Genomic DNA, 23,954 nt, shown 5'->3' with positions numbered 1-23,954 from the left:
GCGTTGCGGGAGATCTCGGCGGAGCAGTTGGCGGGGGCGGGTTCGGCGTTCCACGAATCCCTCTTCCAGCTCGACTGGGTACGACTGCCGGAGGTCCAGGGTGGGCCGGTGCCGGAGGGCGTGAGGGTCCTGCGGGCGAGGCCTGGGGCCGGTGCCGAGGCGGTGCGTGCCGGGGTGAATGCCGCGTTGGCGGAGCTGCGGTCGGCCGAGGGCCGGCTGGTGTTCGTCACGCGGGGTGCCATGGCGTTGCCGGGTGAGGATGTCACCGATCTGGCGGGTGCGGCCGTGTGGGGTCTGGTGCGCTCCGCTCAGTCGGAGGATCCGGACCGTTTCGTCCTGATCGACACCGACACCGAAACGGACGCAGAAGCGGATGACGCGGTCGCTCTGGCCCTGGCGACGGGTGAGCCGCAGGTCGTCGTCCGGGCCGGCGCGGCCTACGGCGCCCGCCTCGCCCGTACCCCCGTGGCACCGGACCCCGAACCCCTGAACTTCTCCTCCGGAGGCACGGTCCTGGTGACGGGTGCGACGGGCACCCTGGGTGGCCTCTTCGCCCGGCATCTGGTGTCCGAGTACGGTGTGCGCCGTCTGCTGCTGACCAGTCGCCGGGGTGAACAGGCCCCTGGTATGCGGGAGTTGGCCGAGGAACTGACCGCTCAGGGCGCCGAGGTGACGGTGGCGGCCTGTGACGCGGCGGACCGGGAGGCCCTGGCCGCTCTCCTGGATGACGTGGACCTTTCCGGTGTGGTTCATGTGGCGGGTGTCCTGGACGACGGTGTGATCGCGTCCCTGACGCCGGAGCGGGTGGAGAGGGTGCTGCGTCCGAAGGTGGACGCGGCCCTGAACCTGCACGAGCTGACCGCCGGCAAGAACCTCACCGCGTTCGTGCTCTTCTCCTCCGCGGCGGGCACCCTGGGCAATCCGGGGCAGGGCAACTACGCGGCCGCGAACACGTTCCTGGACGCGCTCGCCACCCACCGCAAGGCGCATGGCCTGCCCGCGCAGTCCCTGGCGTGGGGCCTGTGGGGCGGAGGCATGGCCGACACCCTGGACGAGGCGGAGCGCGACCGGATGAACAGCACCGGTGTCCACGCACTCACCCCGGAACAGGGCCTGGCGCTGTTCGACACCGCGAGCGCCCTGCCTGCCCCCGCCCTCGTCCCCATCGCCCTGGACCTGAAGGCGTTGCGCTCGGCCGGTGAGGACCTGCCCGCCCTGTTCCGCGGGCTGGTCCGCGTCACCAGGCGCCGTGCGGCCCGCGCCCAGGCGGATCCGTCGGTGCTGCGCGGGCGGCTCGCGGCCCTGGAGCCGGGCGCGCGGGAGGAAGCCCTGCTGGCGCTGGTGCTGGAGCACGCCGCCCAGGTCCTCGGGCACACCTCCGCGGACGCCGTCGCGCCCGAGCGGGATTTCCTGGAAGCGGGTGTGGACTCGCTCAGCGCCATGGAACTGCGCGGAGCGCTCAACGCTGCTCTCGGGCTCGCCCTGCCGCCGATGGCCGTGTTCGACAGCAAGACCCCGGTCGGACTGGCGCGTGAACTCGTCGAGGCCCTGGACCGTTTCGACGACGCGTGCACGGAGGCCGGGGCTGTGGGCGGCCGGGCGGACCGGGACGACGAGGACACCGTGACCGGACTGTTCCGCCGGACCGTCCTCGAGGGCCGGACCACCCAGGCGTTCGGTCTGCTGCGTGCGGTCGCGGATCTGCGGCCCACCTTCGCGTCGTACGAGGACCTGCCCGCCCCGCTGCGCGCGGTGCGGCTCGCGGACGGCCCGGCCCGGCCGCGGCTGATCTGCCTCGGTACGCCCATGGCCACCGGGGGCACGCACCAGCATGCCCGGCTGGCCGCGTACTTCCGTGACGTGCGCTACCTGGCCGGTCTCCCCTCGCCGGGTTTCCAGCGCGGCGAGCACCTGCCGGCCTCCGTCGACGCGCTCACCTCGGCACTGGCGCACGCCGTGCTGGAGGCGGCGGCGGGCGAGCCGTTCGTGCTGCTCGGCTACTCCTCCGGGGGCCTGCTGGCCTACGGGACCGCGGGCCGGCTGGAGCAGCTGGGCACGCCCGCGGCCGGTGTGGTCCTCGTCGACACGTACGTGGTCACCCAGGAGGCCGGCGGCGGCATGCAGGCGCAGGTCTTCGAGCAGATGTCCGCCGCGCTCGTGGAACGCGACTCGCAGTACGGCATGTTCGACACCGCGGTGCTGTCCGCGATGCGCGCCTACTTCGACCTGCTGCCGCTGTTCTCCCTCGACGCCGTCGAGACCCCGGTGCTGTTCGTCGGAGCCGAACGCAGCTTCCTGGCCGACGGCCCCGGGGACGCCGTGCCCGCCGACGACTCCTGGCAGGCCCGGCCCTGGAACCCCGGCCACACCTACCGCTCCGTGCCCGCCGACCACTTCACGATCGTGGAGGAGGCGGCGGAGCAGACCGCGCAGGTCGTCGAGGAGTGGATCTCGGCCCAGAACACATGAAGAAGGTGAGGACCATGACGCCGGCCCCGAGCGCCAAGGGAACCGTTCCGTTCGGCGAGTACAAGACCTGGTACCGGGTCACCGGAGACCTCGGCTCGGGCCTCGCGCCGGTCGTCGTGGTGCACGGCGGCCCGGGCTCCACGCACGACTACCTGCTGCCGCTCGCCCGGCTCGCCGAGGAGGGCCGGCCGGTCGTCCACTACGACCAGATCGGCAACGGCGGCTCCACCCATCTGCCGGGCCGCGGCGCGGACTTCTGGACGGTGGAGCTGTTCCTGGCCGAGCTGGACAACCTGCTGAGCCGGCTCGGCATCGCCGACGACTACGTGCTGTTCGGCCAGTCCTGGGGCGGGCTGCTGGTGGCCAGGCACGCCGCCGCCCGCCCCGCGGGCCTGCGCGGTCTCGTCATCGCCAACTCCCCGGCATCGTACCCGCTGTGGCTGGAGGAGATGGCGGTGCTGCGCGCCCAGTTGCCGCCGGGCGTCAACGAGACGCTGCTGCGCCACGAGGCGGCGGGGACGACCAGCAGCGAGGAGTACTACGAGGCGATGACGCCCTTCTACGAGAAGCACGTCTGCCGTCTCAAGCCGTGGCCGCGCGAGTACCAGGCCTCGTTCTACGAGGTCTACAACGATCCGACGGTGTACTACGCCATGAACGGCCCCAGCGAGTTCCACGTCGTCGGCACGCTGAAGGACTGGGGCGTCGAGGACTGCCTGCCGGACATCTCCGTGCCGACGCTTGTCCTGTCCGGCCGCCACGACGAGGCGACGCCGAAGACCGTGCGCCCCTACCGGGAACTGATCCCCGACGCCCGCTGGGTGATCTTCGAGAACTCCAGCCATCTGCCCCACCTGGAGGAGCCGGAGGCCTTCTTCGAGGTCATGACGGAATACCTCAAGAGCCTCTGAAGGATTCGGCTCGACCCGGCGGCCAGTGCTACGGAAATTCCGCTGAAGAATCACTCGAATTCGACTTGAGTGCGGGTCGGATTCCGCTGGAGAAATGCAGGGGAGCCCGATGGCGGAAAGTCGCCGCTCGTTTTCCGGCGCAGCCTCAAGTGATCGGCCCTGAACTGCGACTACGTGCCCGTCGGTGCTGCCGGCGGGCACGTTCGCCCGTGTGAGTGCGTGTCGTTCCGGCCATCCGGTGCGCGTGTTGATCGGAGTGTGTCTCGAGTTCCGCTTGAGCAGGAGAATTGCCCTCGTTCGGCGTGCACGCTATGCGGCTATGGTTTCCGACAAGGCAATCCGTCCAGCCCGGCGGAGGGCCTGGCAGGGGAAGGGCTAGCCGTAGGAAATTCCGCAGAGGACGGTAGGAGACCGACCACCTCTCGTTCCCTGGCGGACCGTCAGAACCTCTTTGCGATGCCGATACTCCGCATCTCTCCGGATCCGATTGACCCTCCCCCCACGTTCTGCGTATGGTCTACACAGCACTGCGTGCGCCGCACGCAGTAAGGCTCGATCCGATCACGGGAGGCATCGAACATGCCTGAAGTCACTCGCAAGGCCGGCCGGAAGGAGTGGACCGCACTAGGTGTGCTCATGCTGGCCCTGCTGCTCGTGTCGATGGACATGTCGGTGGTGTACTTCGCCGTTCCGAACATCACCGAACAGCTCGAGCCCAGCGCCACCCAGCAGCTGTGGATGTTCGACGCCTACAGCTTCGTGCTGGCGAGCCTCTACATCACGATGGGCTCCATCGGTGACCGGATCGGCCGCCGCAAGCTGCTGATGCTGGGCGCGCTCGTGTTCGGCGTCGGCTCCATCCTCGCGGCCTACAGCCAGAGTTCGGAGATGCTCATCTTCGCCCGCATCTTCCAGGCCGTCGGCGGCGCGACCCTCGAACCGACCGCCATGGCACTGCTGCGCGCGATGTTCCACGACCCGAAGGAGCGCACCAAGGCCGTCGCCATCTTCGTCGGCACGCTCGGCACGGGTGTCACCGCCGGTCCGGTGCTCAGCGGTCTGCTCCTCGCCCACTTCTGGTGGGGTTCCATCTTCCTGATCAACGTGCCCTTCATGATCATGCTCCTGCTCACGGCGCCGCTGCTGCTGCCGGAGTCCAGGAACCCGAGGGCCGGCAAGTTCGACTTCCTGGGATCGCTGTTCACCATCGTCGGTCTCTTCCCCCTCATCTACGGCATCAAGGAGATCGCGGCCAACGGCACCAACTCGGTGCGCCTGGCCTGCATCGCCGTCGGCGTCGTCAGCCTGATCGCCTTCGCGATCCGGCAGAAGGCCTCCGACCACCCGATGCTGGACATGAGCCTGCTGCGCCGCCGCGCCGTCAGCGGTGCGGTGATCACCAAGCTCATCGGTTCCTTCGCGCTGATCGGCTTCACCGTCTTCACCGCGCAGTACCTGCAGTCGGTGCAGGACCGCACCCCGCTGAACGCGGCGCTGTGGAGCCTGGTGCCGTCGGTGGGCGTCGCCGTCATCCAGCCGACCACGGTCTCCTTCCTGGAGAAGGGCGTGCGCCGCTCGTCCATCACCGCGGGCTGCTTCGCCATGGCGCTGGGCGGCTTCGCGATCATGACGCAGCTCTCCGCGGGCTCGCCGCTGTGGCTGATGCTGGTGGCGATGAGCCTGCAGGCCGGCGGCCTGGTCTCGGTCCTCGGTCAGTGCACGGACATGCTGGTCGCCAACGTCTCCGAGGAGGAGGCCGGTTCGGGCACCTCGGTGCTCGAGACGGGCTCGCTGCTCGGCGGTTCGCTCGGTATGGCGCTGCTCGGCAGTGTCGGCGCCTACGTCTACGGCAAGGACGTCAAGGAGAAACTGCCCAGCGGTCTGCCCAAGGAGGCCTACCACGCCGCTCCCGACACCCTGGGCGGTGCCATCGTGGCGGCGGAGAAGATGCCCGGCCAGACCGGTCAGACCGTCCTCAAGGTGGCGCGCGACGCCTTCACCCACGGTCTCAACCTGGCGGCCGTCGCGGCCGGCGCCGTGGTCGTCCTGGGCATGATCTTCGTGACCGCCGCCCTGCGCAAGGTGCCCAACGCCCCGCAGTCCGACGAGGAGCACGAGTCCCGTGTCGTCGCCCAGCAGGCACCGGCGTCCTGGCAGACCGAGGTGAACAGCCCGGCGCAGGCCGCGATGTGGGCCGACCCGGGAGAGTCGCAGGCGTACTGAGCACCGACCGTGCTCCCGCGCGGACCGCGGGAGCACGGTCCGTCCCCGGGCACGGGCCTCCCGGCCGGCGATCGCACCCCTGGCGTTCGCCGGCCGGGAGGCCCGTGCCGCTTGATGTGATCCCCCGGCCCGCCGGAGGAGCCGGTTGACCGGGGAAGCCTTACTGCGTACCATATAAACGTGGCTGCGTGCGCCGCACGCAGTAATGGTGGCGGTCGTCGCCGCTCACCGCACCATGGCAGTCGATCGGCCGAGTCCCCCGTCCGGCGATCGGCACGAGGGCTTGACTCCGCACCGGGGTCAAGCCCTCGGTCGTACGCCATGGCCACTGGGCTAGATTGTGATGACGGTTTGTCGACACAGCCGGAGCAACAGAAGCCGGAAGAAGGCGGGCGCATATGGGTAACGACAGTGTCATCGGCCTGCCGACCAGCATCGAAGTGGCCTGGGGCCTTCGGGAACCCTCCCAGAAGGGGCCCAAGCGCATCCTGAGCCTCGGCCGGATCGTGGACACCGCCGTGACGGTCGCGGATGCCGACGGGATCGGCGCGATCTCCATGAGCCGTATCGCCAAGGAACTGAACTCCTCGACGATGTCCCTCTACCGGTACGTCTCGGCCAAGGACGAGCTGCTGCCCCTGATGGTGGACGCCGCCTTCGGCCCGCCGGTGCCCCACCCCGACCCCAGGCCGCGCTGGCGGGCCGGGCTCGAGCACTGGAGCCGCTCCTACCTGGACGTGCTGCGCCGGCACCCCTGGGTGGTGCGCATCCCCATCAGCGGCCCGCCCTCCACGCCCCACCAGATCGCCTGGGCCGAACAGGGGCTGCGCTTCCTGCAGCGCTCCGGTCTCAGCGAGGCCCAGAAGATGTCCTCGATCCTGCTCCTGGCCGGCCTGGTCCGCAACGAGGCCCAGCTCGCCGACACCTACGAGGCCTTCGCCAGGTCGGGACCCGACGGCGCGGAAACGATGCTGGACTACCGCCGGCTCATCGAGAAACTCGCGGACGCGGACCGCTTCCCCGCCATCAACGCGGCCATGGAAGCGGGCGTCTTCGACGACTCCGACGGCGAGGACACCGAGTTCTCCTTCGCCCTCACCTGCGCCCTGGACGGAATAGAGGCCCTGATACGGCGCCGGCGCCGGGCGGCCCGCCCGGCCGGGCAGAGCCGCTGACCCACGGCCGGCGGCGCCTCACCCCTCCGGGGCCGCAGGTCGCCGCCCTTCCCCGCCCCGCGGCCGCCAGCGCGCACTCGCCGTCAGCAGATCCGCCGCCCACCCGTCCAGCAGGCCGTCCCCGGCGGCGGCCGACGCCCCCACGGGGTCGCCGAGCACCCCGTTCGCGGTGACCGCCCGCAGCCCCGCGCGACGCAGCACCGGCAGCACCTCGGGCAGCGGCCGGGTGTCGCCCGCCTCCGCCCGCTCCAGGCGTACGGCCTCGGGCCGCAGCACCAGCATGGCCGAGGTCTCGGCCCGGCCCGCGTGACTGTCCCCGGGCTCCCCGGCCGGCTCCCAGAAGTGGGCCCGGCGCCCCTCCGCACGCAGCCGCGCCACCGCCCGGCGCAGGGGTACGGCATTGCCCCCGTGCGCCGAGACGAACGCGACCGCCGCGAACGCGTCGGCGGAGCGCCCCAGTTCGGTCAGCAGCAACTCGGTGGCCCGCTGCCCGATCGACAGGGTGCCGGGGAAGCCCGCGTGCTCCCCGCTGGAGCCGTAGTGCACCGGCGGCGCCAGCACCACCCACGGCCGGGCCGCCGCCAGCCGCTCCGCCAGCGCGAGCGCGATGTCCGTGTCCACCGTGAAGGGCAGATGCGGCCCGTGCTGCTCGGTCGACCCGACCGGCACCACCAGCACGCTCCGCCCCGCCGTGGCGGCGGTCTCCGGCCATGTCTGCTCGGCGAGCCTGCGCGGCTCCGGCATCGTCCCCGCCTCCTTGTGTGTGTGCCGGCCCGGTGCCGGTCGCTGTGCCGAGGCCGTACACCCGTGTGCCGTGCCGTCGGCCCGCCTTCCGCCATGCCGCCCGTGCGAACTCGGCCACGACCGCGTGCCGTTCCGTTCCCGTGGGCCTGGCGTGAGCCGTACGGGGGCTCCGTTTCGGACGGGGAACCGGCATGCCGTGCCGCGCTTCGCCCGCGCGGGGAACCGGCCATGGGCCGCACGGCGTTCCCCTCGCGCCGGCCCCGCAGCGGCCCCGTCCCCGGGTGCGTCCGGCTCCGGCACGCGCACATGCCCGGGTACGGACCCCGGGCTCCGGCCGCCCGGATCACGCCCGCCGCACCCCGTCCCGCCCCGGCCACTCCTGTGCGTCCGGAAGCAGGGGGGCCAGGGTGCGATGGCGCAGGGCGCCCCACCAGACGCCGGCGCCGTAGGCGAGGTCGTCGGCGATGCGGGCCGGGAGCCACTGGTGCAGGGGCAGTTCGGGGCGCTGCGCGCGCCAGTCGGCCAGATGGCGGGCCCAGGCGGCGGCCAGCAGCAGCCGCCCGTGCCGCGAGGCGGCCAGCGCCGGCACCGCCACCGGCCACCACGAGCGGGTGACCGCGTCCGCGAACATCCGGCCCGCTCCCCAGTGGCCGCGCAGTGCCAGCGCCACCGCGTCCTCGGCCGGCACCCCCGTCCCGCGCAGCCTGCGCGGCAGCAGCGACGCGGTGATCAGGGCGGTGGCGGACGCGGCGGCCGGGCGGCCCGCGGCCACGGCGCCCCAGCACGCCAGCGTCCACGGCGACACCCGCACCGGCGCCGCCGCGGTCCCGTGCCGCAGCGCGAGCGGGGCGGCCGACGTGCCGTAGTCGAAGCGCTGCCGCGCCCACGCCGACCACCGGGACCGGGGCGAGTGCCACACCTGGGCGGCCGGCTCGTAGCGCACCAGGTGCTCGCGGGCGGCCAGCCGCCACACCAGGTCGACGTCCTCGCCGAAGCGCATCGTCTCGTCGAACCCGCCCAGCGCGCACAGCGCGGACCTGCGGACGAGCAGGGCGGCGGTCGGCACATAGCTGACCCGGCTGCCGGGGCGGACCACCGCCGGCAGCGGGCCCAGGTCGAGGGGGGAGCGCTCGTGCTCGTACCGCTGCAGCGCGCCGGCGCCCGGCAGGCTGCGCACCCGCGGCGCCACCGCGGCCACCCGCGGATCGGCGAAGTGCGGCAACAGGGCGTCCAGCCAGCCCGGTTCGGGCACGACGTCGGAGTCCAGGAAGGCGATCAGCTCCGTCTTCGCCAGCCGCCAGCCGCTGTTGCGCGCGGCGGCCGGACCGCGCGAGACCGGATGCCGCAGCGCCGCACCGGGCAACGGCACCGCGCTGCCGTCGTCCACGACGACCGCACCGGCGAGTTCCGTCAGCCGCCCCAGCGTCTCCCTCACCTCGGGCCGGTCGCGGACCGGGATCACCGCGGTGACGTCGGCCTCGGTGAACGGGCCCGCCGCGTACCGCGGATGGACCACTCCGGCGGAGATCAGCTGCTCCGCCAGCCGCCGCTGCCGCGGCACGCCGGACACCTGCTGCCCGCCGAGCCACCCGTCCACCAGCCGGGCCCCGGCCGCGCTCAGCCGCAGCACCCGGTAGGGCGAGCCGCCGAGCAGCGTACGGCCGCCGGCCAGCCGGCTGAGGGAGACATCCGGGTCCAGCCGCAGCGGGGCCGCCTCCCGTGTCGTCGCAGCCGCGCTCGGTGTGCTCATGGCAGGAAACCTCCGTCCGCGTGGACGACCGTGCCCGTGACGGCGGACGCCTGCGCACCGCACAGCCAGCACACGGCGGCTGCCACCTCCTCCGGTTCCAGCAGGCGGTCCAGCAGCTGGTGCCGGGCGAACTCGGCGGTGTCCGGCAGCCCGTACAGGTCGGCGCTGGCCCGGAGCATGGGGGTGCGGGTGGAGCCGGGGGAGACCGCGGTGGCGGTGACGCCGGTGCCGCGCAGGTCGGCGGCCAGGCCCCGGATCAGGCCCACCACCGCGTGTTTGGCCGCGTTGTACCCGGCCAGATGCCACAGCCCGTGATGGGCGGCGGCCGAGGCGAGCGCCACGAACCGGCCCGAGCGCGGCCCGGGCGCGGCCAGCAGCCGGGGTACGGCGGCCCGGGCCAGGTTGGCCACCCCGCGCACCCCGGTGTCGAACAGGGCGTCCCACTCCGCGTCGGTGGTCTCCCACAGCGGCCGTCCGCCGGCCATCACCGCGGCCGCGGCCACGGCCGCGTGCAGCTGCCCCGAGTGGCGGTGCGCCAGCTCGACGGCCGCGTCGAGAGCCGCCTGGTCACGTACGTCGGCGACGACCGGCAGCACCGAGTCCGGCCACCGCTCCGCCAGCGCGGTCAGCTCCTTCTCGGTGCCCAGCGGATAGCCGACACCGGGCAGGTCCCGGCACACGTCCACGGCCACCACCACCCAGCCGTCCGCGGCCAGCTGCTCCACCACGGCCGCGCCGATCCCGCGGGCCGCACCGGTCACGACGGCGGTGCGGCGCCCGGCGGAGTCGGGTGCGCTCTTCGCTGCGCTCTCCAACGCCGGTCCTCCTTCCTGGCGTTCGGGCCCGTTGCGTTCCCGGCGTTCAGGCCGGTCGCGCCGGGACGTCCACGCCGTGCCGCCGCAGCTCGGCGAGCAGCAGTTCGGCGGCCTCCTCGGGGGAGGCGGGGGTCACCACGCGGGGCGGGGTGCGGGGCGGGACCAGGGCACCGGTGAGCGCGAGCAGCCGTTGCCGGGTACCGCCCTCGGGGGCGGTCAGCGCCCTGGGCCGGGGCCGGTGGGGGCGCGGGCGGCCCGCCCGCACGGTGGCTGCTTCCCGCACGTCCGCCCGCACCACGGTGATCTCCGCCCGGCGCGCGGCGAGCACACCGGTGAGGGGCGCGCGGCGCGGCCGTACCGTCCCGGGCTGGACCGAGCACACCGCGGGCAGCGGAACCCGCAGTTCCTCGGCGCGCCCTGCGTCCAGCCGCCGTACCGCCCGCAGCCACACCCCGGCGGCGCTCTCCGTACCGACCGCCAGTTCCGTCAGTCCCAGCGCCTGGGCGGCGCCCAGCAGCCCGGCCAGGTGGGCCGGCGTGGCGCCGGTGCCGCGGTCCGGCGAGCGGTCCCCGCACACCACCACCTCGGGCAGCGGTCCCCGGGCGGTGAGCCCGGCCAGCAGGCTGCGCGCGGTCGCCGACTCGTCGCCGTCCGGGCCGTCGACCCGCAGCGCCTCGTCGGCGCCGGCCGCCAGGGCCTCGCGGAGCATCTCCTCGGCGCCCACCGCTCCCACGGTCACCGCCAGGCAGCGGCCGCCGAGCCGCTCGGCGAGCCGCAGCGCGTGCTCCAGCGCACACCGGTCCGCGGGGGAGGCCCCGGCCGCGTACGGGGCGCTCGGCGCGGTGCCGGTCAGCGGATGCGCGGACGCGCGCGGATCCGTCCAGCGCAGGGCGGCGGCCACCAGCACGGCGCTCACCCCTGCCGGAAGGCGACCCCGTGGCCGCCCTCGGGATAGGACCAGCTGAGCGCGCCGGGCGCGTCGCACACCTGGTAGCAGGTGCCGCACTCGAAGCACTGCTCGTAGTTGAACAGGATCCCGCCGTCGTCCGTCGGCACGAACAGCGCGGCCGGGCAGGCGTGCACACAGGCGCGGACCTCGCAGGAGCGGCAGACGTCGGTGTCCACCGTGATGTGCGCCCGCTCGGCGACACGGAAGTCCACCGTGGCCATGCGGTCCTCGAAGGACACTCCGGCCCGGTGGCCGTGGGGACTGGTCTGGGTCATCGGAAGGACCTCGCTGAGGTGAACGCGTCGGACAGCAGATGGCGCACCCGCACACCGCGTCGGCGGGCCGCGTCCGACAGCAGCCGGCGCAGGCCGGGTTTGGGGCGCGGGTTGTCCACGGTGAAGAACCCCTGGGCCACCTCGCACAGCAGCCCCGGGTACGACCGCTGCACCCGGTCGGAGAAGACCAGTCCCGGCACCCGGCGCAGCCTGCGGTGGTCGGCCAGCACGAAGGAGTCCTCCAGCAGCCGCCGGTACCCGGCCAGCCCCGCCCGGGAGGTGTCGCCCGCCGCGACCGCCGAGGCCGCGGCCCGGCCGGCGTACATGCCCGCGCCCAGCGCGTAGTTGACGCCCTCCAGCCAGATCCCGGCGGCCAGGCACATGGCCGCCGCGTCCCCGGCGACGAGGATGCCGTCGCCGACGAGTTCGGGCATGGTGTCGTGGCCGCCCTCGGGGATCAGATGCGCGGAGTACTCCTTCAGTTCGGCGCCGCGCAGCAGCGGGGCGATCGCCGGGTGCTCCTTCAGCCCGGCCAGCACCGCCTCCGGCCGTTCGCCGGACGCGGCCAGCCCGGTGACCGACAGCACCACGCCGACACTGACCGACTCCAGGTTCGTGTAGAGGAAGCCACCGCCGGGGATGCCCCCGGTGCAGCCGAGGATCTCGATGTCCTGGCCGTGCCGCCCGCTCAGCGCGAACCGTTCCTCGATGACCTCGCGCGGCAGGGCGAGGGTCTCCTTCACGCCCAGCGAGGTGTGCTCGGCCTGCCTGCCGGGCACCTTCGCGAACAGCCCGGCCTCCTTGGCGAGGAAGGAGTTGACGCCGTCGCAGGCGATGACGACCCGGGCGGTCAGGTCGCCGCCCGGCCGGTCGGTGCGCACCCCGGTGACCCGTCCGGCGGCGTCCCGCAGCAGCCCGGTGGCCGTGGTGGACGGCACCAGCACGGCACCCGCCTCCTCGGCGAGCCGGGCGAGCCAGCCGTCCAGCTCGGCACGGAAGGCGGTGGCGCCGTTGTACGGGGGGCGGCCCCAGTCCTCGGTGCGGAAGTCGACGGTGAGCGCCTGGCTGCCGGTGAGCAGCATGGTGGAGCGCCGGGTGACCCAGCGCTGCACCGGCATGTGCTCCCACCAGTCCGGCACCAGCTCGTCCAGGATCCGGCCGTAGACCACACCGCCGTACACGTTCTTGGCACCCGGGTAGGGCCCGCGTTCCAGCAGCGCCACCGACAGCCCGGCGCGCGCCGCCTCCAGCGCGGCGGCCGACCCTGCGGGGCCCGCGCCGACCACGACGACGTCGAAGGCGGGCGGCGGATTCGTCTCAGGCGGCATCGCCCACCTCCCGCAGCCTGCGGGTCAGCGCGGCGAGCACGGCGGGTGCGTCGGCCACGATGCCCAGGTCGGCCATGGCGGTCATCGGACAGTACGGGTCGGTGTTCACGCTCACCACATGGCGCGGCGCGCCGAGCCCCCCGGTGTGGTGCGGGGCGCCGGACACACCGAACGCGACGTACAGCTCGGGGTCCACGGCGACGCCGGTGGTGCCGATCTGCCGGGCGTACTCCAGCCAGCCCGCGTCGGTGACCACGCGGGTGCCGCCCACCGCCATGCCCAGGAGGGCACCGGCCTCGGCGAGCAGCGCCACGGCCTCGGGACCGCCCAGCCCGCCGCCCGCGCCGAGCACCCGGCGGGCGGCGGCGAGATCACCGGCGTCGGCCGAGGTGTCGAGGTCGGCCACGTGCACCGCGTCCGGGCCGGCGGGCGCCGGGGCGGACAGGGTCAGTTCGCTCGTCTCCGCAGGGCCCGGCACGGGCACCGCGCCGCGCACCCCGGGCTCCAGGGTGGCCACGAAGGGGCCGTCCACGGTCAGTTCGACCAGTGCGCTGCCGCCCAGGCGCAGCACGTCGGCACCGTGCGGGAGCACCTCGAGGGCGCCGGCGAGCAGCGGCCGCCCCAGCTCGGCGGCGAGGCGTGGCGCGAGGTCCCGGCCGTCGGGGGAGGCGGGCAGGATCACGGTGTGCACGGCGGCGAGCAGCGGCGCGAGCACGACGGACAGGGCGGCGGGCGAGGTCGCGCCGTCGGCCGTCCACACCCGCCGGGCCGCGACCAGGTCCCGGGCCCCGGCGGCGGCCCGCGAACCGACCACCAGGGCATGCCCGTTCGCCTCCGCCACGGCTTCGTCGGCACCCAGCGGCAGGACCCCGTCGCGTACGACGAGCACAGCGACCCGCTCGGGCAGGTGCGCGCTCACAGGGCCGCCCCCACCCGGTGCCCCTCGACGACCGCGGCGTGTGCGCGGCGCGGGGTCAGGCAGTCACCGGCCCGGTGGACCGGGAACGGGGCGTCCTTCAGCGCGTGCCACAGGGCGTCCTCCGGTGCCTGGTGCACGGCGCACACCACCCAGTCGTAGCGTTCTTGCGCCGTGGTGTTCGTGGTGTGCGTGAGGATGTCCAGCTCCACTTCCCCGTCCCCCTGCCCGCTCGGGCGGGCTCCCGTCACCACCTGGTCGGTGGCGTGCGCGATGCCCTTGGCGTGGGCGCGCACGCCGTACGTCTCCAGGTCGAGGGTGATGCCCAGGTCCTGCCCCACCACCATCCCGGGCGTGCTGATCCGCACCCGGCAGCCCCGGTCGGCCAGCAGTTCGGCCACGGAGGTGGCCTGGTGGAAGCCGAGTTCGTCGAGGACCAGGACCCGCTGCCCGGCCCGCGGCGCGGCCCGGCCCTCCAGCACGTCCCGCACGTCCACGACCCGCTCCAGGTCGCCCGCCCAGTACGGCGGTTGGGGCCGGGCCCCGGTGGCGAGCACGACCGCGTCCGGCGCCTCGGTGCGCAGCGAGCCGGCCGTCGCCTCCACCCCGGTGCGGATGTCCACGCCGAGGCGCACGCACTCGGCGAGCAGATTGCGCACCACGTCCAGGAACTCCGCGCGGCTCGGCGCACTCGCCGCCGTGGCGACCTGGCCGCCGGTGGCCGGGGCCCGCTCGTACAGCGTCACCCGGTGCCCGCGCTGCGCGGCCGTCGCCGCGGCCTGGAGCCCGGCCGGGCCCCCGCCGACCACCAGCACCCGGCGCGGCCTCGGGCCCGGCGCCGGCAACGGCACCGCCTCGCGGCCCGCCCGCGGGTTCTCGATGCAGCCCAGCCAGCGGTTCAGGCCCATCCGGCCCACGCACTCCTGGTTGCAGGACAGACAGGTGCGGATGTGCGGGGTGTGCCCGGTGCGCGCCTTGGCGGCGAAGTCCGGGTCGGCGATCTGGCCGCGCACCACGCCGACCAGGTCGCAGTGGCCCTCGGCCAGGGCCCGTTCGGCCTGTACCGGATCCTTGATCCGGCCCACCCCGATCACGGGCAGCCGCACCGCCGAGCGGATGGCGTTGGAGACGAACAGGGCGTAGCCGGGCGGCACCGACATCGACGCCTCGATCATGTACAGGGTCGAAGTGGCCACGCCGATCGAGGTGTTGATGTAGTCGACCTTGCCGGTGGCCTCCACCAGCCGGGCCGTGGCGACGGCCTCCTCGATCGTGGTGCCGCCGTCCAGCAGCTCGTCGCCGCACAGCCGCACCCCCAGTACCCGGTCCGGCCCGATCGCCTCGCGCACCGCGTCGATGATCTCCCGCAGGATCCGCACCCGGTGCTCCAGCGGGCCGCCGTAGGCGTCGGTGCGCAGGTTGGTCGCGGGGGAGAGGAAGCCGCGCACGATCGAGGAGTGGGAGCACTGCAGCTCCACCCCGTCGAAGCCGCCCTCGGCGCAGTGCCCGGCGACCGTGCCGTACCCGGCGACGATCTCGGCGATCTCCGCGGTGGTGACCTCCTTGGGCACCTCCCGGAACAGCGGGTCGGGCACCGGCGACGGCGCCCACACCGGCAGCCGCGAGTACATCGAGGACGCCTGGCCGCCGTTGTGGTTGAGCTGGGCGAGGATCGGGGTGCCGTGCGCGTGCACCGCCTCGGTGATGCGCCGGTACCCGGCCACCGCCTCGGGCCGGAAGCCGTGGATGAGCTTCTCGTACGGCCAGTCGGTGACGTGGGTGGAGTGCTCCTCGGTGATGATCAGCCCGGCCCCGCCGGCCGCCCGTGCCGCGTAGTAGGCCGCGTGCTGCTCGCTGGGCAGCCCGTCCACGGCGTAGTTGGTCAGATGCGCGGAGAACACGATCCGGTTGGCGAGCGTCAGCGGGCCCAGCCGCAGGGGCGAGAACAGCAGTTTCAGACCGCTCACCGCAGCGCACCCCCGTCCCCGCCGCACAGCGCCCGGGCCGCGCGCCGGCCCTCCAGCAGGGCCTCGTACACCGTGCGCGGCGCCACCCGGTCGCCCGCCGCGACGGCGCCGGCCGGGGCGGTGAGCGAGGTGTCGGGCAGCCGGTGGCCGCAGTGCACGACAGCCGCGCACGCCACCTTGTGCTGCTCGCCGGTGACGGTGTCCTCGACCAGCGCGGCGTCCGCGAGGACCGCCCGCAGCACCGAGCGCCGCAGCAGTGTGACCCCGGCGCGCGCCAGCCGGGCGTGCGCGTCCGCGAGGTCGCCGGTCAGGGCGAGCTGGGTGCCGGCCACCTGGTCCGGGGTGACCAGCGCGGTCTCCCGGCCCTCGGCGGCGAGCCGCTCGGCGAGGGCGACGCCGGTCGCGTCCCCCACCGGGTCGTCAACCAGCACCGGCCCGTCGGGCAGCGCCGCACGGCCCGCGAGCAGGTCGGCCGCCTCCAGCACGGTGCCGCCGTCGACGTCGTAGCGGCGCGGACCGGGACGCGAGCCGGTGGCCAGCACCACCCGGCGCCCCGCCACATCCGGGGCACCGGCAGTGACTTGGGTGCGCACGACCACGCCGAGCCGCCGTACCTCCGCCTCCAGCCAGTCCAGCAGCGGCGCCCAGCGCTCGCCCGCCGGCCGCAGCATCCCGCCGAGCCGCCCGGCGCGCTCCACCAGCTCCACCCGGTGCCCGTGGGCGGCCAGCACCCTCGCGGCCTCCAGGCCCGCCGGACCGCCGCCGACCACGAGGGTCACGGGAGCGCCGGACGCCCCGGGAGGCACACCGTCGGGCCTCCCGGGCACGTCCGTCTCCCGCTCCGCAGCGGCCGGGTCCACCGGTTCCGCCCACCGGGGGAAGTCGGGCGGATCCTCGGTCTCATGACCGCTGCGGGGGTCCACGGCGCACGAGACCACCGGATTGCGGTTGTCCCGTACGCGGCACTTCTGGTTGCACAGCACACACGGCCGCACCCGCTCGGGATGCCCCGAACGGACCAGTGCGACCAGCTCCGGATCGGCGATCTGGGCGCGGGTCATCTCCACCAGGTCGGCGACCCCCTCGTCCAGCGCCCGCTGTGCCAGGCCCGGGTCGGTGACCGAACCCTGCAACACCACGGGCACCGCCCCGGCGACCGCCGTGCGCACACCGGCGCACAACCCGGTGTTGAAACCGGGCGGGGTGTGGAAGTCCGGGCGGGTGGCGGCCGTGGACATGCCCGAACCGCGCACCACCACCAGGTAGTCGAGCAGCGGCGCCAGCTCGCGGGCGAAGCCCTCGGCCTGCTCGGGCGTGATGCCCGCCCAGGGGGCCAGCTCGTCGCAGGACAGCCGCAGCCCCACCAGCGGGCCCTCGCCCACCGCCGCGCGCACGTCCGCGAGCACCTGACGGGCCAGCAGCAGCCGGTCGCCGCCGTGGGCGTCCGCGCGCTGGTTGGTCAGACCGGACAGGAACTGGCGCAGCAGGCTGTACTGGCCCGCCTCGATCTCCACCCCGTGCAGCCCCGACTCCACCGCCAGCCGCGCGGACGAGGCGAAGCCGGCCCGCAGACCGGCCAGTTCGGCCTCCTCCATCTCCATCGGCAGCTCCCGGCTCACCACATCGGCGACCCGGGACGGCGCCCACAGCGCCGACTGGTGGTGGGCGGAGGAACCCTGGGAGCCGGCATGGCCGAGGGAGGCCACCACCAGCGTTCCGTACGGCGCACACGCGGCCGCCGTCGCCGCCCAGCCGGGGCCGCAGTCCGCGGCCAGCGGGGCCCGCTCGTAGGGCCAGTCGGAGGCGTGCACGCTCGCCGTCTCGGTGACGACCACACCCGCGCCGCCGGCCGCGCGCCGCGCGTAGTAGGCGACGTGCCGGTCCGACAACGCCCGCCGGCGGGCCAGGTTGGTCTCGTGCGGCCCGAACACCACCCGGCTCGGGGCGGTGTACGGGCCCAGGGCGACGGGCTCGGTCAGTCGCATGGTCACGCCGCTCCCGGGCTCCCGGGCGCGAACCCGGCCAGCGGGCTCGTGTCACAGGCCCGGTCCGGCGCCCCGGCGGCGGCACGGCGGCGCCCGATGGTCACCGGGACCGGACCGGTACGCGGACGGGTGCGGTGCGAGTGGTCGCCGCTCGGGCGCGGCGCGGCCCCCGCGCCGACCACGGCCAGCGCCCGCTCCCCGTTGCCCTTCACGCACTCCGGGTCCGGGCCGTCCAGCGGCAGCCCGGTGAAGAACTTCGCGGCCATGCAGCCGCCGCGGCAGGCGTCGTACGCCGAGCAGGCCGTGCACGCGCCGCCGGTCTGCGGGGAGCGCAGCTCGCGGAACAGCTCCGACTCGCGCCACACGGCGGAAAAGCCGCCCGGGGAACGGACGTTGCCGGCGAGGAAGCTGTCGTGGATGGCGAACGGGCAGGCGTACACGTCGCCGACGGGGTCGATCAGGCACACCACCCGGCCCGCCCCGCACAGGTTCAGACCCGGCAGCGGCTGCGCGCCGAGGGCGTTGAGGTGGAAGAAGGAGTCACCGGTGAGCACGTTCTCGCCGTGCGCCAGCAGCCACTCGTACAGCGCCCGCTGCTGGCCGGCGGTCGGGTGCAGCTCGTCCCACACGTCGGCGCCGCGCCCCGAGGGCCGCAGCCGGGTGATGCGCAGCTGGGCGCCGTGGGCGTCGGCGAGGGCCTTGAAGTCGTCGAGCTGGCCGGCGTTGTGCCGGGTCACCACCACACTCAGCTTGAAGTCGCGCATGCCGGCGTCGGCGAGGTTGCGGATCGCGGCCATCGCGGTGTCGTACGAACCCGGTCCGCGCACCGCGTCGTTGACCTCGGCGGTCGCGCCGTCCAGGGAGATCTGTACGTCGACGTAGTCGCTGGCGGCCAGCCACCGGGCCCGCTCGGGCGTGATGCGCACCCCGTTGGTGGAGAACTTCACCCCGACGCGGTGGGCGGTGGCGTACTCGACCAGCTCCCAGAAGTCCGGGCGCACCGTCGGCTCGCCGCCGCCGATGTTGACGTAGAAGACCTGCATGCGCTCCAGCTCGTCGATCACGGCCTTGCACTCGGCCGTGGTCATCTCCCGGGGGTCGCGCCGGCCCGAGGAGGACAGGCAGTGCACACACGCCAGGTTGCAGGCGTAGGTCAGCTCCCAGGTGAGGCAGATGGGGGCGTCCAGGCCGCTCTCGAAGTGGTCGACGAGCTTCACGCTGCTTCCTCCAGGAGGTCGGCGGCCGGTTCCCCCGGGCGGGGCTCGATCAGGCCGCCCGCGGCGAGGGAGGCGAGGGCGCCGAGGTGCGCGGCGCGTTCGCCGGCGGCCACCCCGGCCGCGTCGAGCGCCGCGTGGACATCGGGGTGGTCGGCCAACGACCGTACGACCGCCACGAGTTGCGGCGACTTCAGGAAGCACAGCCGACGGGTGCCGAAGTGGTAGGCGAGCGCCCCGAAGGGCTCGGGGCGCAGCGCCACGCTGGGTGAGCACCGGTAGGGGCGCTCGGGGGTGAACACGGGGCGGCCTCCGGTCAGTAGACTCCGCACATGCCGTCGATGGAGACCTCTTCGACGAGCAGTTCCTCGGCGTACTCGGCCTCCACCGCGATCCCGGGCGCCTCGTCGGTCCCGGTGGTCTCCTCCACATCCATGGCGAGCCCTGCCTTCCCTGTGTCCGACACACTCCTGGAAGAACATGCTGGAGGAGGCCACCGAAGGCGAACACCCCTAGAAACCTAGGGGCCGGGTCGGCGCGGACCCGGTCCGCCGTGCATTAAGGGGCAGGTAGGGGTTAGAGGCGCGGTGGCCCGGACAGCACACTGGCCCTCATGAAGAATGCGAACCGGACGAAAAGCGCCCTGGTGTTTCCGGGGATGGGGCCCTCGCCCTTCGCCGAAGTCGGCAAGTTCATGCTTGTCAACCCCTTCGCCCGGGAACTTGTGGCGGAAGCGGACGACACCCTCGGCTATTCCCTCTTCGACCGTTTCCGGGAAGCGGAGGGCGACTATTCCGTGTACGCCCAGGTCGCCTTCTTCGTGAACTGCCTGGCCCTGGCGCGGTGGGCCGAGGCCGAGTCCGGCGCCGAACCCGCCTTCGTCACCGGACCGAGCTTCGGCGGCAAGGCCACCGCCGTGCGCTCCGGCGCCCTGTCCTTCGCCGACGGCGTGCGGCTCACCGAGCGGTTCGCGCACGTCCTCGACGCCTTCTTCGCCGAGGACTACCCGGAGCAGGTCGCCACCCAGTCCTTCGCCCGCACCTCCGCCGCCGCCCTGGAGGAGATCCTCGCCGAACTGGCCGAGCAGGACGAGTGGTACGACATCACCTGCGTGGTGGACGAGGACTTCCGCATGCTCACGCTGCGCGCCTCCCGGCTGGACTGGCTCCAGCAGCGGCTGCGCGCGGCCGGCGGGCTGCCGCTGTACGTCATGCGTCCGCCGATGCACTCCGCGGCGTTCGCCGCGCTGCGGGCCCGGGCCGCCGAGGAGGTGATGGACGGCCTGGAGTTCGCCGACCCGACGCTCGCGGTCGTCTCCGACCAGGACGGCACGCTGCTGACCACCGGCGAGGAGATCCGCGATCTGCTGCTCGACTGCTGCGTCCGCGCCGTCAACTGGCCGACCGCCCTCGCCTCCCTGCGCGACCGCGGTGTCGGCACCCTCTACGTCGCCGGTCAGGACGCGCTGTTCGGCCGGGTCGGCGCCGTCACGAAGAACTTCAAGGTCGTCGCGGCCAACCCCCGCCTCGCCCTGCGCCCCCGACGCCGCCCGGCCTCCCTGGCGGCCTGACCCCGGCCCACGGAAGACGGCCCACCGGGCGGGCGACGGTCCGCAGCGGGCTCTCTCCCCGACGGGCCCGCCCCGCCGCAGGCGGCCCACCCGACGACCCCGCCCGCCGAGGAGCCGTCCGCCACCCGACCGCCCCGCACCCCCGATGCCCGGCCCGTCCGACCGTCCCGCCGACGACCGCCCGCCAACGAGCGCAGAGCCCCGTCGGCTCCGCCGATCCCCGCCCCGCGTCCCGCGCGCCCGAACCCTCGGGCGTGTCCCCTTCGGAGGAACCATGACCCAGCAGCAATCCGGCGGTCTGCACGAGCGCTTCCTGCGCGGACTGGCCCTCGCTGCCGACCGCCCGGCCCTGCGCACCGCCTCCGGGACGACCACCTACCGGGACCTGCACCGGCAGGCCCTCGTCTGGGCGGGATCCCTCGGCGAGGCGAAGACCGTGGGCGTCCTCGCGGGCAAGAACGTGACCGCCTACGCGGGCATCCTCGGCGCCCTGTACGCGGGCGCCACCGTCGTCCCGCTGCACCCCGACTTCCCGGCCACCCGCACCCGGCACATGCTCGAACTGTCCGGCGCCACCGCCGTGATCGCCGACGAGCGCGGCCGGGAGATCCTGGCCGGCCTGAACGGTCCGGGCGACACACCCCTGCCTGCGGCCGTCACCCACGACCCGTCCCGCGCCCTGTCCGCGCCCCGCACCGGCACCGCCCCCGCCGACGCCGCCTACATGCTGTTCACCTCCGGCTCCACCGGCCGTCCCAAGGGCGTGCCCATCAGCCACGGCAGCACCCGCCACTACTTCGAACTCCTCGACGCGCGCTACGACTTCACCCCGGACGACGTCTTCTCACAGACCTTCGACCTGAACTTCGACTGCGCGATGTTCGACCTGTTCTGCGCCTGGGGCCATGGTGCCGTCGTCGACGTCACCCCGCAGACCGCCTACCTCGACCTGCCGGCCTACCTGCAGAGGCACGGCGTCACCGTGTGGTTCGCCACGCCCAGCGCCATCTCCCTGGTCCGCCGCATGGGCGGCCTCACCCCGGGCGCCCTGCCGGGCCTGCGCTGGAGCTTCTTCGCGGGAGAGGCACTGCGCGCACACGACGCCGCCGACTGGCAGGCCGCGGCCCCCGCCTCGACCCTGGAGAACATCTACGGACCGACCGAACTGACCGTCACCGTCACCGGCCACCGCTGGGATCCCGCGACCTCCCCGGGGCGCTGTGTCAACGGACTCGTCCCCATCGGCCGGGTGCACGAGGGACACGACCACGTCCTGATCGACGCCGACGACCAGGAGACCCCCGTCGAGGGCGAACTGCTCATCACCGGCCCGCAGATGACGGCCGGCTACCTCGATCCGTCCGACGACGCCGGCCGATTCGTGGAGCGCGAGGGCCGTCGCTGGTACCGCACCGGCGACCGGGTGCGCCGACTGGCCGACGGCGAGCTGGTCTACCTCGGGCGCCTGGACTCCCAGGTGCAGGTGCAGGGCTGGCGCGTCGAGCTGGCCGAGGTCGAACACGAGCTGCGTTCCTGCCCCGGCGTCGAGGACGCCGTCGCCGTCGGCGCCACCACCCCGGCGGGCACCGAACTCGTCGTCTACTACACCGGCGAGCCCCGCCCCGCCGCCCAGCTCGCCCGTGCCCTGCGGGAACTGCTGCCCAAGGGCATGCTGCCCCGCCGCTTCGAGCACCTGGCCGAGTTCCCCCTGAACTCCAACCGCAAGGTGGACCGCAAGCAGCTCACCCAGCGCGCCACCGACCTCCTCACCCAGCCGCGCCGCCCAGCCGCCTGACGCACGTCCGCGCGGCCACCGGCCCGCCGCACCTCCCACGGTGGTGCCGGCACCACCCCCACTCGGTGCCCAGGCCCATGGTCGCCCTCCTCCTCGGCGGGAGATGCTCGATGCACCGGCCGGAGCACCGGCCGCAGCCGTCCGGCGAGCATCGCCGAGAGGAGAACACCATGCGCGTCCTGCCGAGTGAGGGAGTCACCAGCACCGCTCTGGCCGACGGCCGGATCGCCCTGCGGGCGAAGGGCCGGGCGGAAGGATTCCGCTGCACACCGCTCGCCGCGACCATGTGGTTCGCGCTGCGCCAGAACGACGGCCGCGTCGACGGCGCCGTGGACACCCTGACGCGGCTGTGGAACACCGACCGCGCCAAGGTGCGCACCGTCATGGACGCCTGGTCCCGCGCCCTGATCGACCAGGGATGGCTGCGGCCCGCCGCAAGCTGCGCCGCTCCGCAGGCCCTGGCGCGGTAGCGGCGGTCACCGGCTCCCGGACACCAGCGGCCGTACCCGGTCCAGCAGCAGCGCCAGGAACCGGTCGGGATGTGTGTACGCCGAGAAGTGCGCGGCGTCCTCGACCAGCTCGAAATGCTTGGCCGGCGCCTCCACGTCGTCGAAGAACCGGCGCGCCCGGCCCGGCGGGGTGACCAGGTCGAGGGCCCCCTGGAACACGAAGAACGGAACGGCGAAGCGCGTACCGTCCGCCCAGTCGTCGAACGTGGCGGTGTCCGGAAAGATCCGTGCCGACAGCTTCATGCCCTGGAAGAAGGCCGGCAGGTCGGGCAGCGAGTGCAGCGGCGAGTACCACAGCGACGGCAGCACCACCGACTTCAGTGCGGCGACGCTCTCCGGATTGTTCGCCATGACGAACCGGTGGTACAGCGCGTGCTGCTCGGCCGTCCAGACCCGCCGGTCCTGGCCCATGGCCTCCACGGTGGCGGCCTGCTTGTCCCGGCCCGCCGCGCGCAGCCGCTCCAGCAGCTCCTTGTAGGAGGACGCGTCGCGGCCGCCGTCGTGGACGTTGTGGTCGATCCCCACGTACGCCGAGAAGCGCTCCGGGTGACTGCGGATCAGCCGCAGCGCGAAACCGGTGCCGAGGGAATGCCCGACGATCACCACCCGCTCCACCCCGAGGCGTGTCCGCACATGGTCCACGACCTCCAGGGCATCCTCGTACAACCGCTCGTACGTGATCTCCCCCTGCCCCCGCGCGCCGCCGCGCCGCAGGGTCTTCCCGGCGCCGCGCATGTCCCAGCGCACCACGGTGAAGTGCTCCTCCCACGCCCGCGTGCGCGCGGTGAACACCGAGGTCACCGAGCCGGGTCCGCCGTGCACCTCCACCAGCACGGGCTGCGACACGTCGTCCCCGCGGACCGACAGCCACTGCTCGATACCGCCGATCCGCGCGAAGTACTGCTCGTCGACTCCCCGGCCGCCGTCGATCCGTAACCGGCGCTCCTGCCGCCCACGCACCACGGACCGTTGGGCGAGCACGCCCCCGGCGATCGCGGCCGCTGCCGCACCGGTTCCGGTCACCACTCGTCCCAGCACCATCCCACCCACTCACTGTGTCCGAAGACTTCACGGTGAGCGCCATCCAAGCCCGGCCCGGGGGCGTACGACAACCGTTGCTGAAGACTGATCGGGAGGGAGACCCGTTGCGGCGGTGTGCCCCCGGTGGGCGAAGGGTGAGCGGTGCCCGCGACGGTGGCCGGGCTTTCCCCGTGCGGGCCCGGTTCGGCGAACAGGGCGCGCTGGAACGGCTGTTGGAGCAGTTCCCCCCGTTATGTTTTCCGCGGTCCTGCAAGAGGGCCGCTGGCCTTAGGGCCCGGCATGGCTGTCCCCTCCTGTCGAACGGATGACCTGGGGGGT

Annotated in this window: 20 protein-coding genes; 7 read left to right on the top strand and 13 right to left on the bottom strand. The window is 73.9% G+C overall.

What is annotated here, in order from left to right; genetic code table 11:
* From ACFYZB_RS45150 to ACFYZB_RS45135, 4 genes are all read left to right on the top strand, one after another.
* Positions 1 to 2,469: type I polyketide synthase (locus ACFYZB_RS45150; RefSeq protein WP_388767723.1), on the top strand; the 2,469-nt coding region annotated here is incomplete at its 5' end.
* 14 nt (positions 2,470 to 2,483) lie between these two features.
* Positions 2,484 to 3,380 carry a proline iminopeptidase-family hydrolase gene (locus tag ACFYZB_RS45145; protein WP_351217659.1) on the top strand — a complete coding sequence of 299 codons (897 nt, stop codon included), beginning with the start codon at positions 2,484 to 2,486 and terminating at the stop codon, positions 3,378 to 3,380.
* A 579-nt stretch (positions 3,381 to 3,959) separates the two neighbouring features.
* On the top strand, positions 3,960 to 5,603 hold the full coding sequence (locus tag ACFYZB_RS45140) for an MFS transporter (protein WP_388767721.1): 1,644 nt from the start codon (positions 3,960 to 3,962) through the stop codon (positions 5,601 to 5,603).
* A 398-nt stretch (positions 5,604 to 6,001) separates the two neighbouring features.
* On the top strand, positions 6,002 to 6,778 hold the full coding sequence (locus tag ACFYZB_RS45135) for a TetR/AcrR family transcriptional regulator (protein WP_388767719.1): 777 nt from the start codon (positions 6,002 to 6,004) through the stop codon (positions 6,776 to 6,778).
* 18 nt (positions 6,779 to 6,796) lie between these two features.
* Here ACFYZB_RS45135 and mftE read toward each other — a convergent pair whose 3' ends face one another.
* From mftE to mftA, 12 genes are all read right to left on the bottom strand, one after another.
* On the bottom strand, positions 6,797 to 7,522 hold the full coding sequence (gene mftE, locus ACFYZB_RS45130; RefSeq protein ID WP_388767717.1) for a mycofactocin biosynthesis peptidyl-dipeptidase MftE: 726 nt from the start codon (positions 7,520 to 7,522) through the stop codon (positions 6,797 to 6,799).
* 343 nt (positions 7,523 to 7,865) lie between these two features.
* Complete coding sequence (gene mftF / locus ACFYZB_RS45125) at positions 7,866 to 9,272, bottom strand: mycofactocin biosynthesis glycosyltransferase MftF (protein WP_388767715.1); 1,407 nt, start codon at positions 9,270 to 9,272, stop codon at positions 7,866 to 7,868.
* Complete coding sequence (locus ACFYZB_RS45120) at positions 9,269 to 10,087, bottom strand: mycofactocin-coupled SDR family oxidoreductase (RefSeq protein WP_388767712.1); 819 nt, start codon at positions 10,085 to 10,087, stop codon at positions 9,269 to 9,271. Before ACFYZB_RS45120 ends, mftF begins: the two co-directional genes overlap by 4 nt.
* 46 nt (positions 10,088 to 10,133) lie before the next feature.
* Positions 10,134 to 11,003, bottom strand: coding sequence for a mycofactocin-associated electron transfer flavoprotein beta subunit (locus ACFYZB_RS45115; protein ID WP_388767710.1), 870 nt, complete (start codon positions 11,001 to 11,003; stop codon positions 10,134 to 10,136).
* Positions 11,000 to 11,311 (bottom strand): 4Fe-4S dicluster domain-containing protein, encoded by a 312-nt coding sequence (locus tag ACFYZB_RS45110; protein WP_351217673.1) that lies wholly within the window; start codon positions 11,309 to 11,311, stop codon positions 11,000 to 11,002. The genes ACFYZB_RS45115 and ACFYZB_RS45110 overlap by 4 nt, the downstream gene beginning before the upstream one ends.
* Positions 11,308 to 12,639: an FAD-dependent oxidoreductase gene (locus tag ACFYZB_RS45105; RefSeq protein ID WP_388767709.1), complete on the bottom strand. Its 1,332-nt coding sequence runs from the start codon at positions 12,637 to 12,639 to the stop codon at positions 11,308 to 11,310. The genes ACFYZB_RS45110 and ACFYZB_RS45105 overlap by 4 nt, the downstream gene beginning before the upstream one ends.
* Positions 12,629 to 13,558, bottom strand: a complete 930-nt coding sequence (locus ACFYZB_RS45100) for a mycofactocin-associated electron transfer flavoprotein alpha subunit (protein WP_351217678.1) — start codon at positions 13,556 to 13,558, stop codon at positions 12,629 to 12,631. The genes ACFYZB_RS45105 and ACFYZB_RS45100 overlap by 11 nt, the downstream gene beginning before the upstream one ends.
* A complete protein-coding gene (locus ACFYZB_RS45095; RefSeq protein ID WP_388767708.1) occupies positions 13,555 to 15,522 on the bottom strand; it encodes a mycofactocin system FadH/OYE family oxidoreductase 2 in 1,968 nt (655 codons plus the stop codon). The genes ACFYZB_RS45100 and ACFYZB_RS45095 overlap by 4 nt, the downstream gene beginning before the upstream one ends.
* On the bottom strand, positions 15,519 to 17,507 hold the full coding sequence (locus ACFYZB_RS45090; protein WP_388767707.1) for a mycofactocin system FadH/OYE family oxidoreductase 1: 1,989 nt from the start codon (positions 17,505 to 17,507) through the stop codon (positions 15,519 to 15,521). The genes ACFYZB_RS45095 and ACFYZB_RS45090 overlap by 4 nt, the downstream gene beginning before the upstream one ends.
* A gap of 2 nt (positions 17,508 to 17,509) precedes the next feature.
* Positions 17,510 to 18,724 carry a mycofactocin radical SAM maturase gene (gene mftC / locus ACFYZB_RS45085; protein ID WP_388767706.1) on the bottom strand — a complete coding sequence of 405 codons (1,215 nt, stop codon included), beginning with the start codon at positions 18,722 to 18,724 and terminating at the stop codon, positions 17,510 to 17,512.
* Positions 18,721 to 19,023: a mycofactocin biosynthesis chaperone MftB gene (mftB, locus tag ACFYZB_RS45080; protein WP_351217686.1), complete on the bottom strand. Its 303-nt coding sequence runs from the start codon at positions 19,021 to 19,023 to the stop codon at positions 18,721 to 18,723. The genes mftC and mftB overlap by 4 nt, the downstream gene beginning before the upstream one ends.
* A 14-nt stretch (positions 19,024 to 19,037) precedes the next feature.
* Positions 19,038 to 19,187 (bottom strand): mycofactocin precursor MftA, encoded by a 150-nt coding sequence (mftA, locus tag ACFYZB_RS45075; RefSeq protein ID WP_351217688.1) that lies wholly within the window; start codon positions 19,185 to 19,187, stop codon positions 19,038 to 19,040.
* Between the two features lie 147 nt (positions 19,188 to 19,334).
* On the opposite strand from mftA, the gene ACFYZB_RS45070 reads away from it, so the two are divergent.
* The 3 genes from ACFYZB_RS45070 to ACFYZB_RS45060 all read left to right on the top strand — a co-directional run bounded on the left by ACFYZB_RS45070 (position 19,335) and on the right by ACFYZB_RS45060 (position 22,556).
* Positions 19,335 to 20,291, top strand: a complete 957-nt coding sequence (locus tag ACFYZB_RS45070) for an ACP S-malonyltransferase (RefSeq protein ID WP_388767704.1) — start codon at positions 19,335 to 19,337, stop codon at positions 20,289 to 20,291.
* Between the two features lie 274 nt (positions 20,292 to 20,565).
* The gene (locus ACFYZB_RS45065) at positions 20,566 to 22,086 is read left to right on the top strand and encodes an AMP-binding protein (protein ID WP_388767703.1); all 1,521 of its coding nucleotides are present in this window, start codon (positions 20,566 to 20,568) and stop codon (positions 22,084 to 22,086) included.
* A 170-nt stretch (positions 22,087 to 22,256) separates the two neighbouring features.
* Positions 22,257 to 22,556 (top strand): PqqD family protein, encoded by a 300-nt coding sequence (locus tag ACFYZB_RS45060; RefSeq protein ID WP_351217694.1) that lies wholly within the window; start codon positions 22,257 to 22,259, stop codon positions 22,554 to 22,556.
* A gap of 6 nt (positions 22,557 to 22,562) precedes the next feature.
* On the opposite strand, the gene ACFYZB_RS45055 is transcribed toward ACFYZB_RS45060, so the two are convergent.
* On the bottom strand, positions 22,563 to 23,636 hold the full coding sequence (locus tag ACFYZB_RS45055; protein WP_388767702.1) for an alpha/beta fold hydrolase: 1,074 nt from the start codon (positions 23,634 to 23,636) through the stop codon (positions 22,563 to 22,565).
* Positions 23,637 to 23,954: the final 318 nt, after the last annotated feature.

Source organism: Streptomyces sp. NPDC001852, assembly GCF_042891825.1.
In the GTDB taxonomy this organism is placed as follows: Bacteria; Actinomycetota; Actinomycetes; order Streptomycetales; family Streptomycetaceae; genus Streptomyces.
The sequence above is the reverse complement of the archived record's forward strand: the minus strand, read 5'-3'. Positions and strand labels throughout refer to the sequence as shown.

Coding starts and splice junctions, on each gene's coding strand:
- ACFYZB_RS45145 (WP_351217659.1), top strand. CDS start 2,484: ATGACGCCGGCCCCGAGCGCCAAGGGAACCGTTCCGTTCGGCGAGTAC.
- ACFYZB_RS45140 (WP_388767721.1), top strand. CDS start 3,960: ATGCCTGAAGTCACTCGCAAGGCCGGCCGGAAGGAGTGGACCGCACTA.
- ACFYZB_RS45135 (WP_388767719.1), top strand. CDS start 6,002: ATGGGTAACGACAGTGTCATCGGCCTGCCGACCAGCATCGAAGTGGCC.
- mftE (WP_388767717.1), bottom strand. CDS start 7,522: ATGCCGGAGCCGCGCAGGCTCGCCGAGCAGACATGGCCGGAGACCGCC.
- mftF (WP_388767715.1), bottom strand. CDS start 9,272: ATGAGCACACCGAGCGCGGCTGCGACGACACGGGAGGCGGCCCCGCTG.
- ACFYZB_RS45110 (WP_351217673.1), bottom strand. CDS start 11,311: ATGACCCAGACCAGTCCCCACGGCCACCGGGCCGGAGTGTCCTTCGAG.
- ACFYZB_RS45105 (WP_388767709.1), bottom strand. CDS start 12,639: ATGCCGCCTGAGACGAATCCGCCGCCCGCCTTCGACGTCGTCGTGGTC.
- ACFYZB_RS45090 (WP_388767707.1), bottom strand. CDS start 17,507: ATGCGACTGACCGAGCCCGTCGCCCTGGGCCCGTACACCGCCCCGAGC.
- ACFYZB_RS45070 (WP_388767704.1), top strand. CDS start 19,335: ATGAAGAATGCGAACCGGACGAAAAGCGCCCTGGTGTTTCCGGGGATG.
- ACFYZB_RS45065 (WP_388767703.1), top strand. CDS start 20,566: ATGACCCAGCAGCAATCCGGCGGTCTGCACGAGCGCTTCCTGCGCGGA.
- ACFYZB_RS45060 (WP_351217694.1), top strand. CDS start 22,257: ATGCGCGTCCTGCCGAGTGAGGGAGTCACCAGCACCGCTCTGGCCGAC.
- ACFYZB_RS45055 (WP_388767702.1), bottom strand. CDS start 23,636: ATGGTGCTGGGACGAGTGGTGACCGGAACCGGTGCGGCAGCGGCCGCG.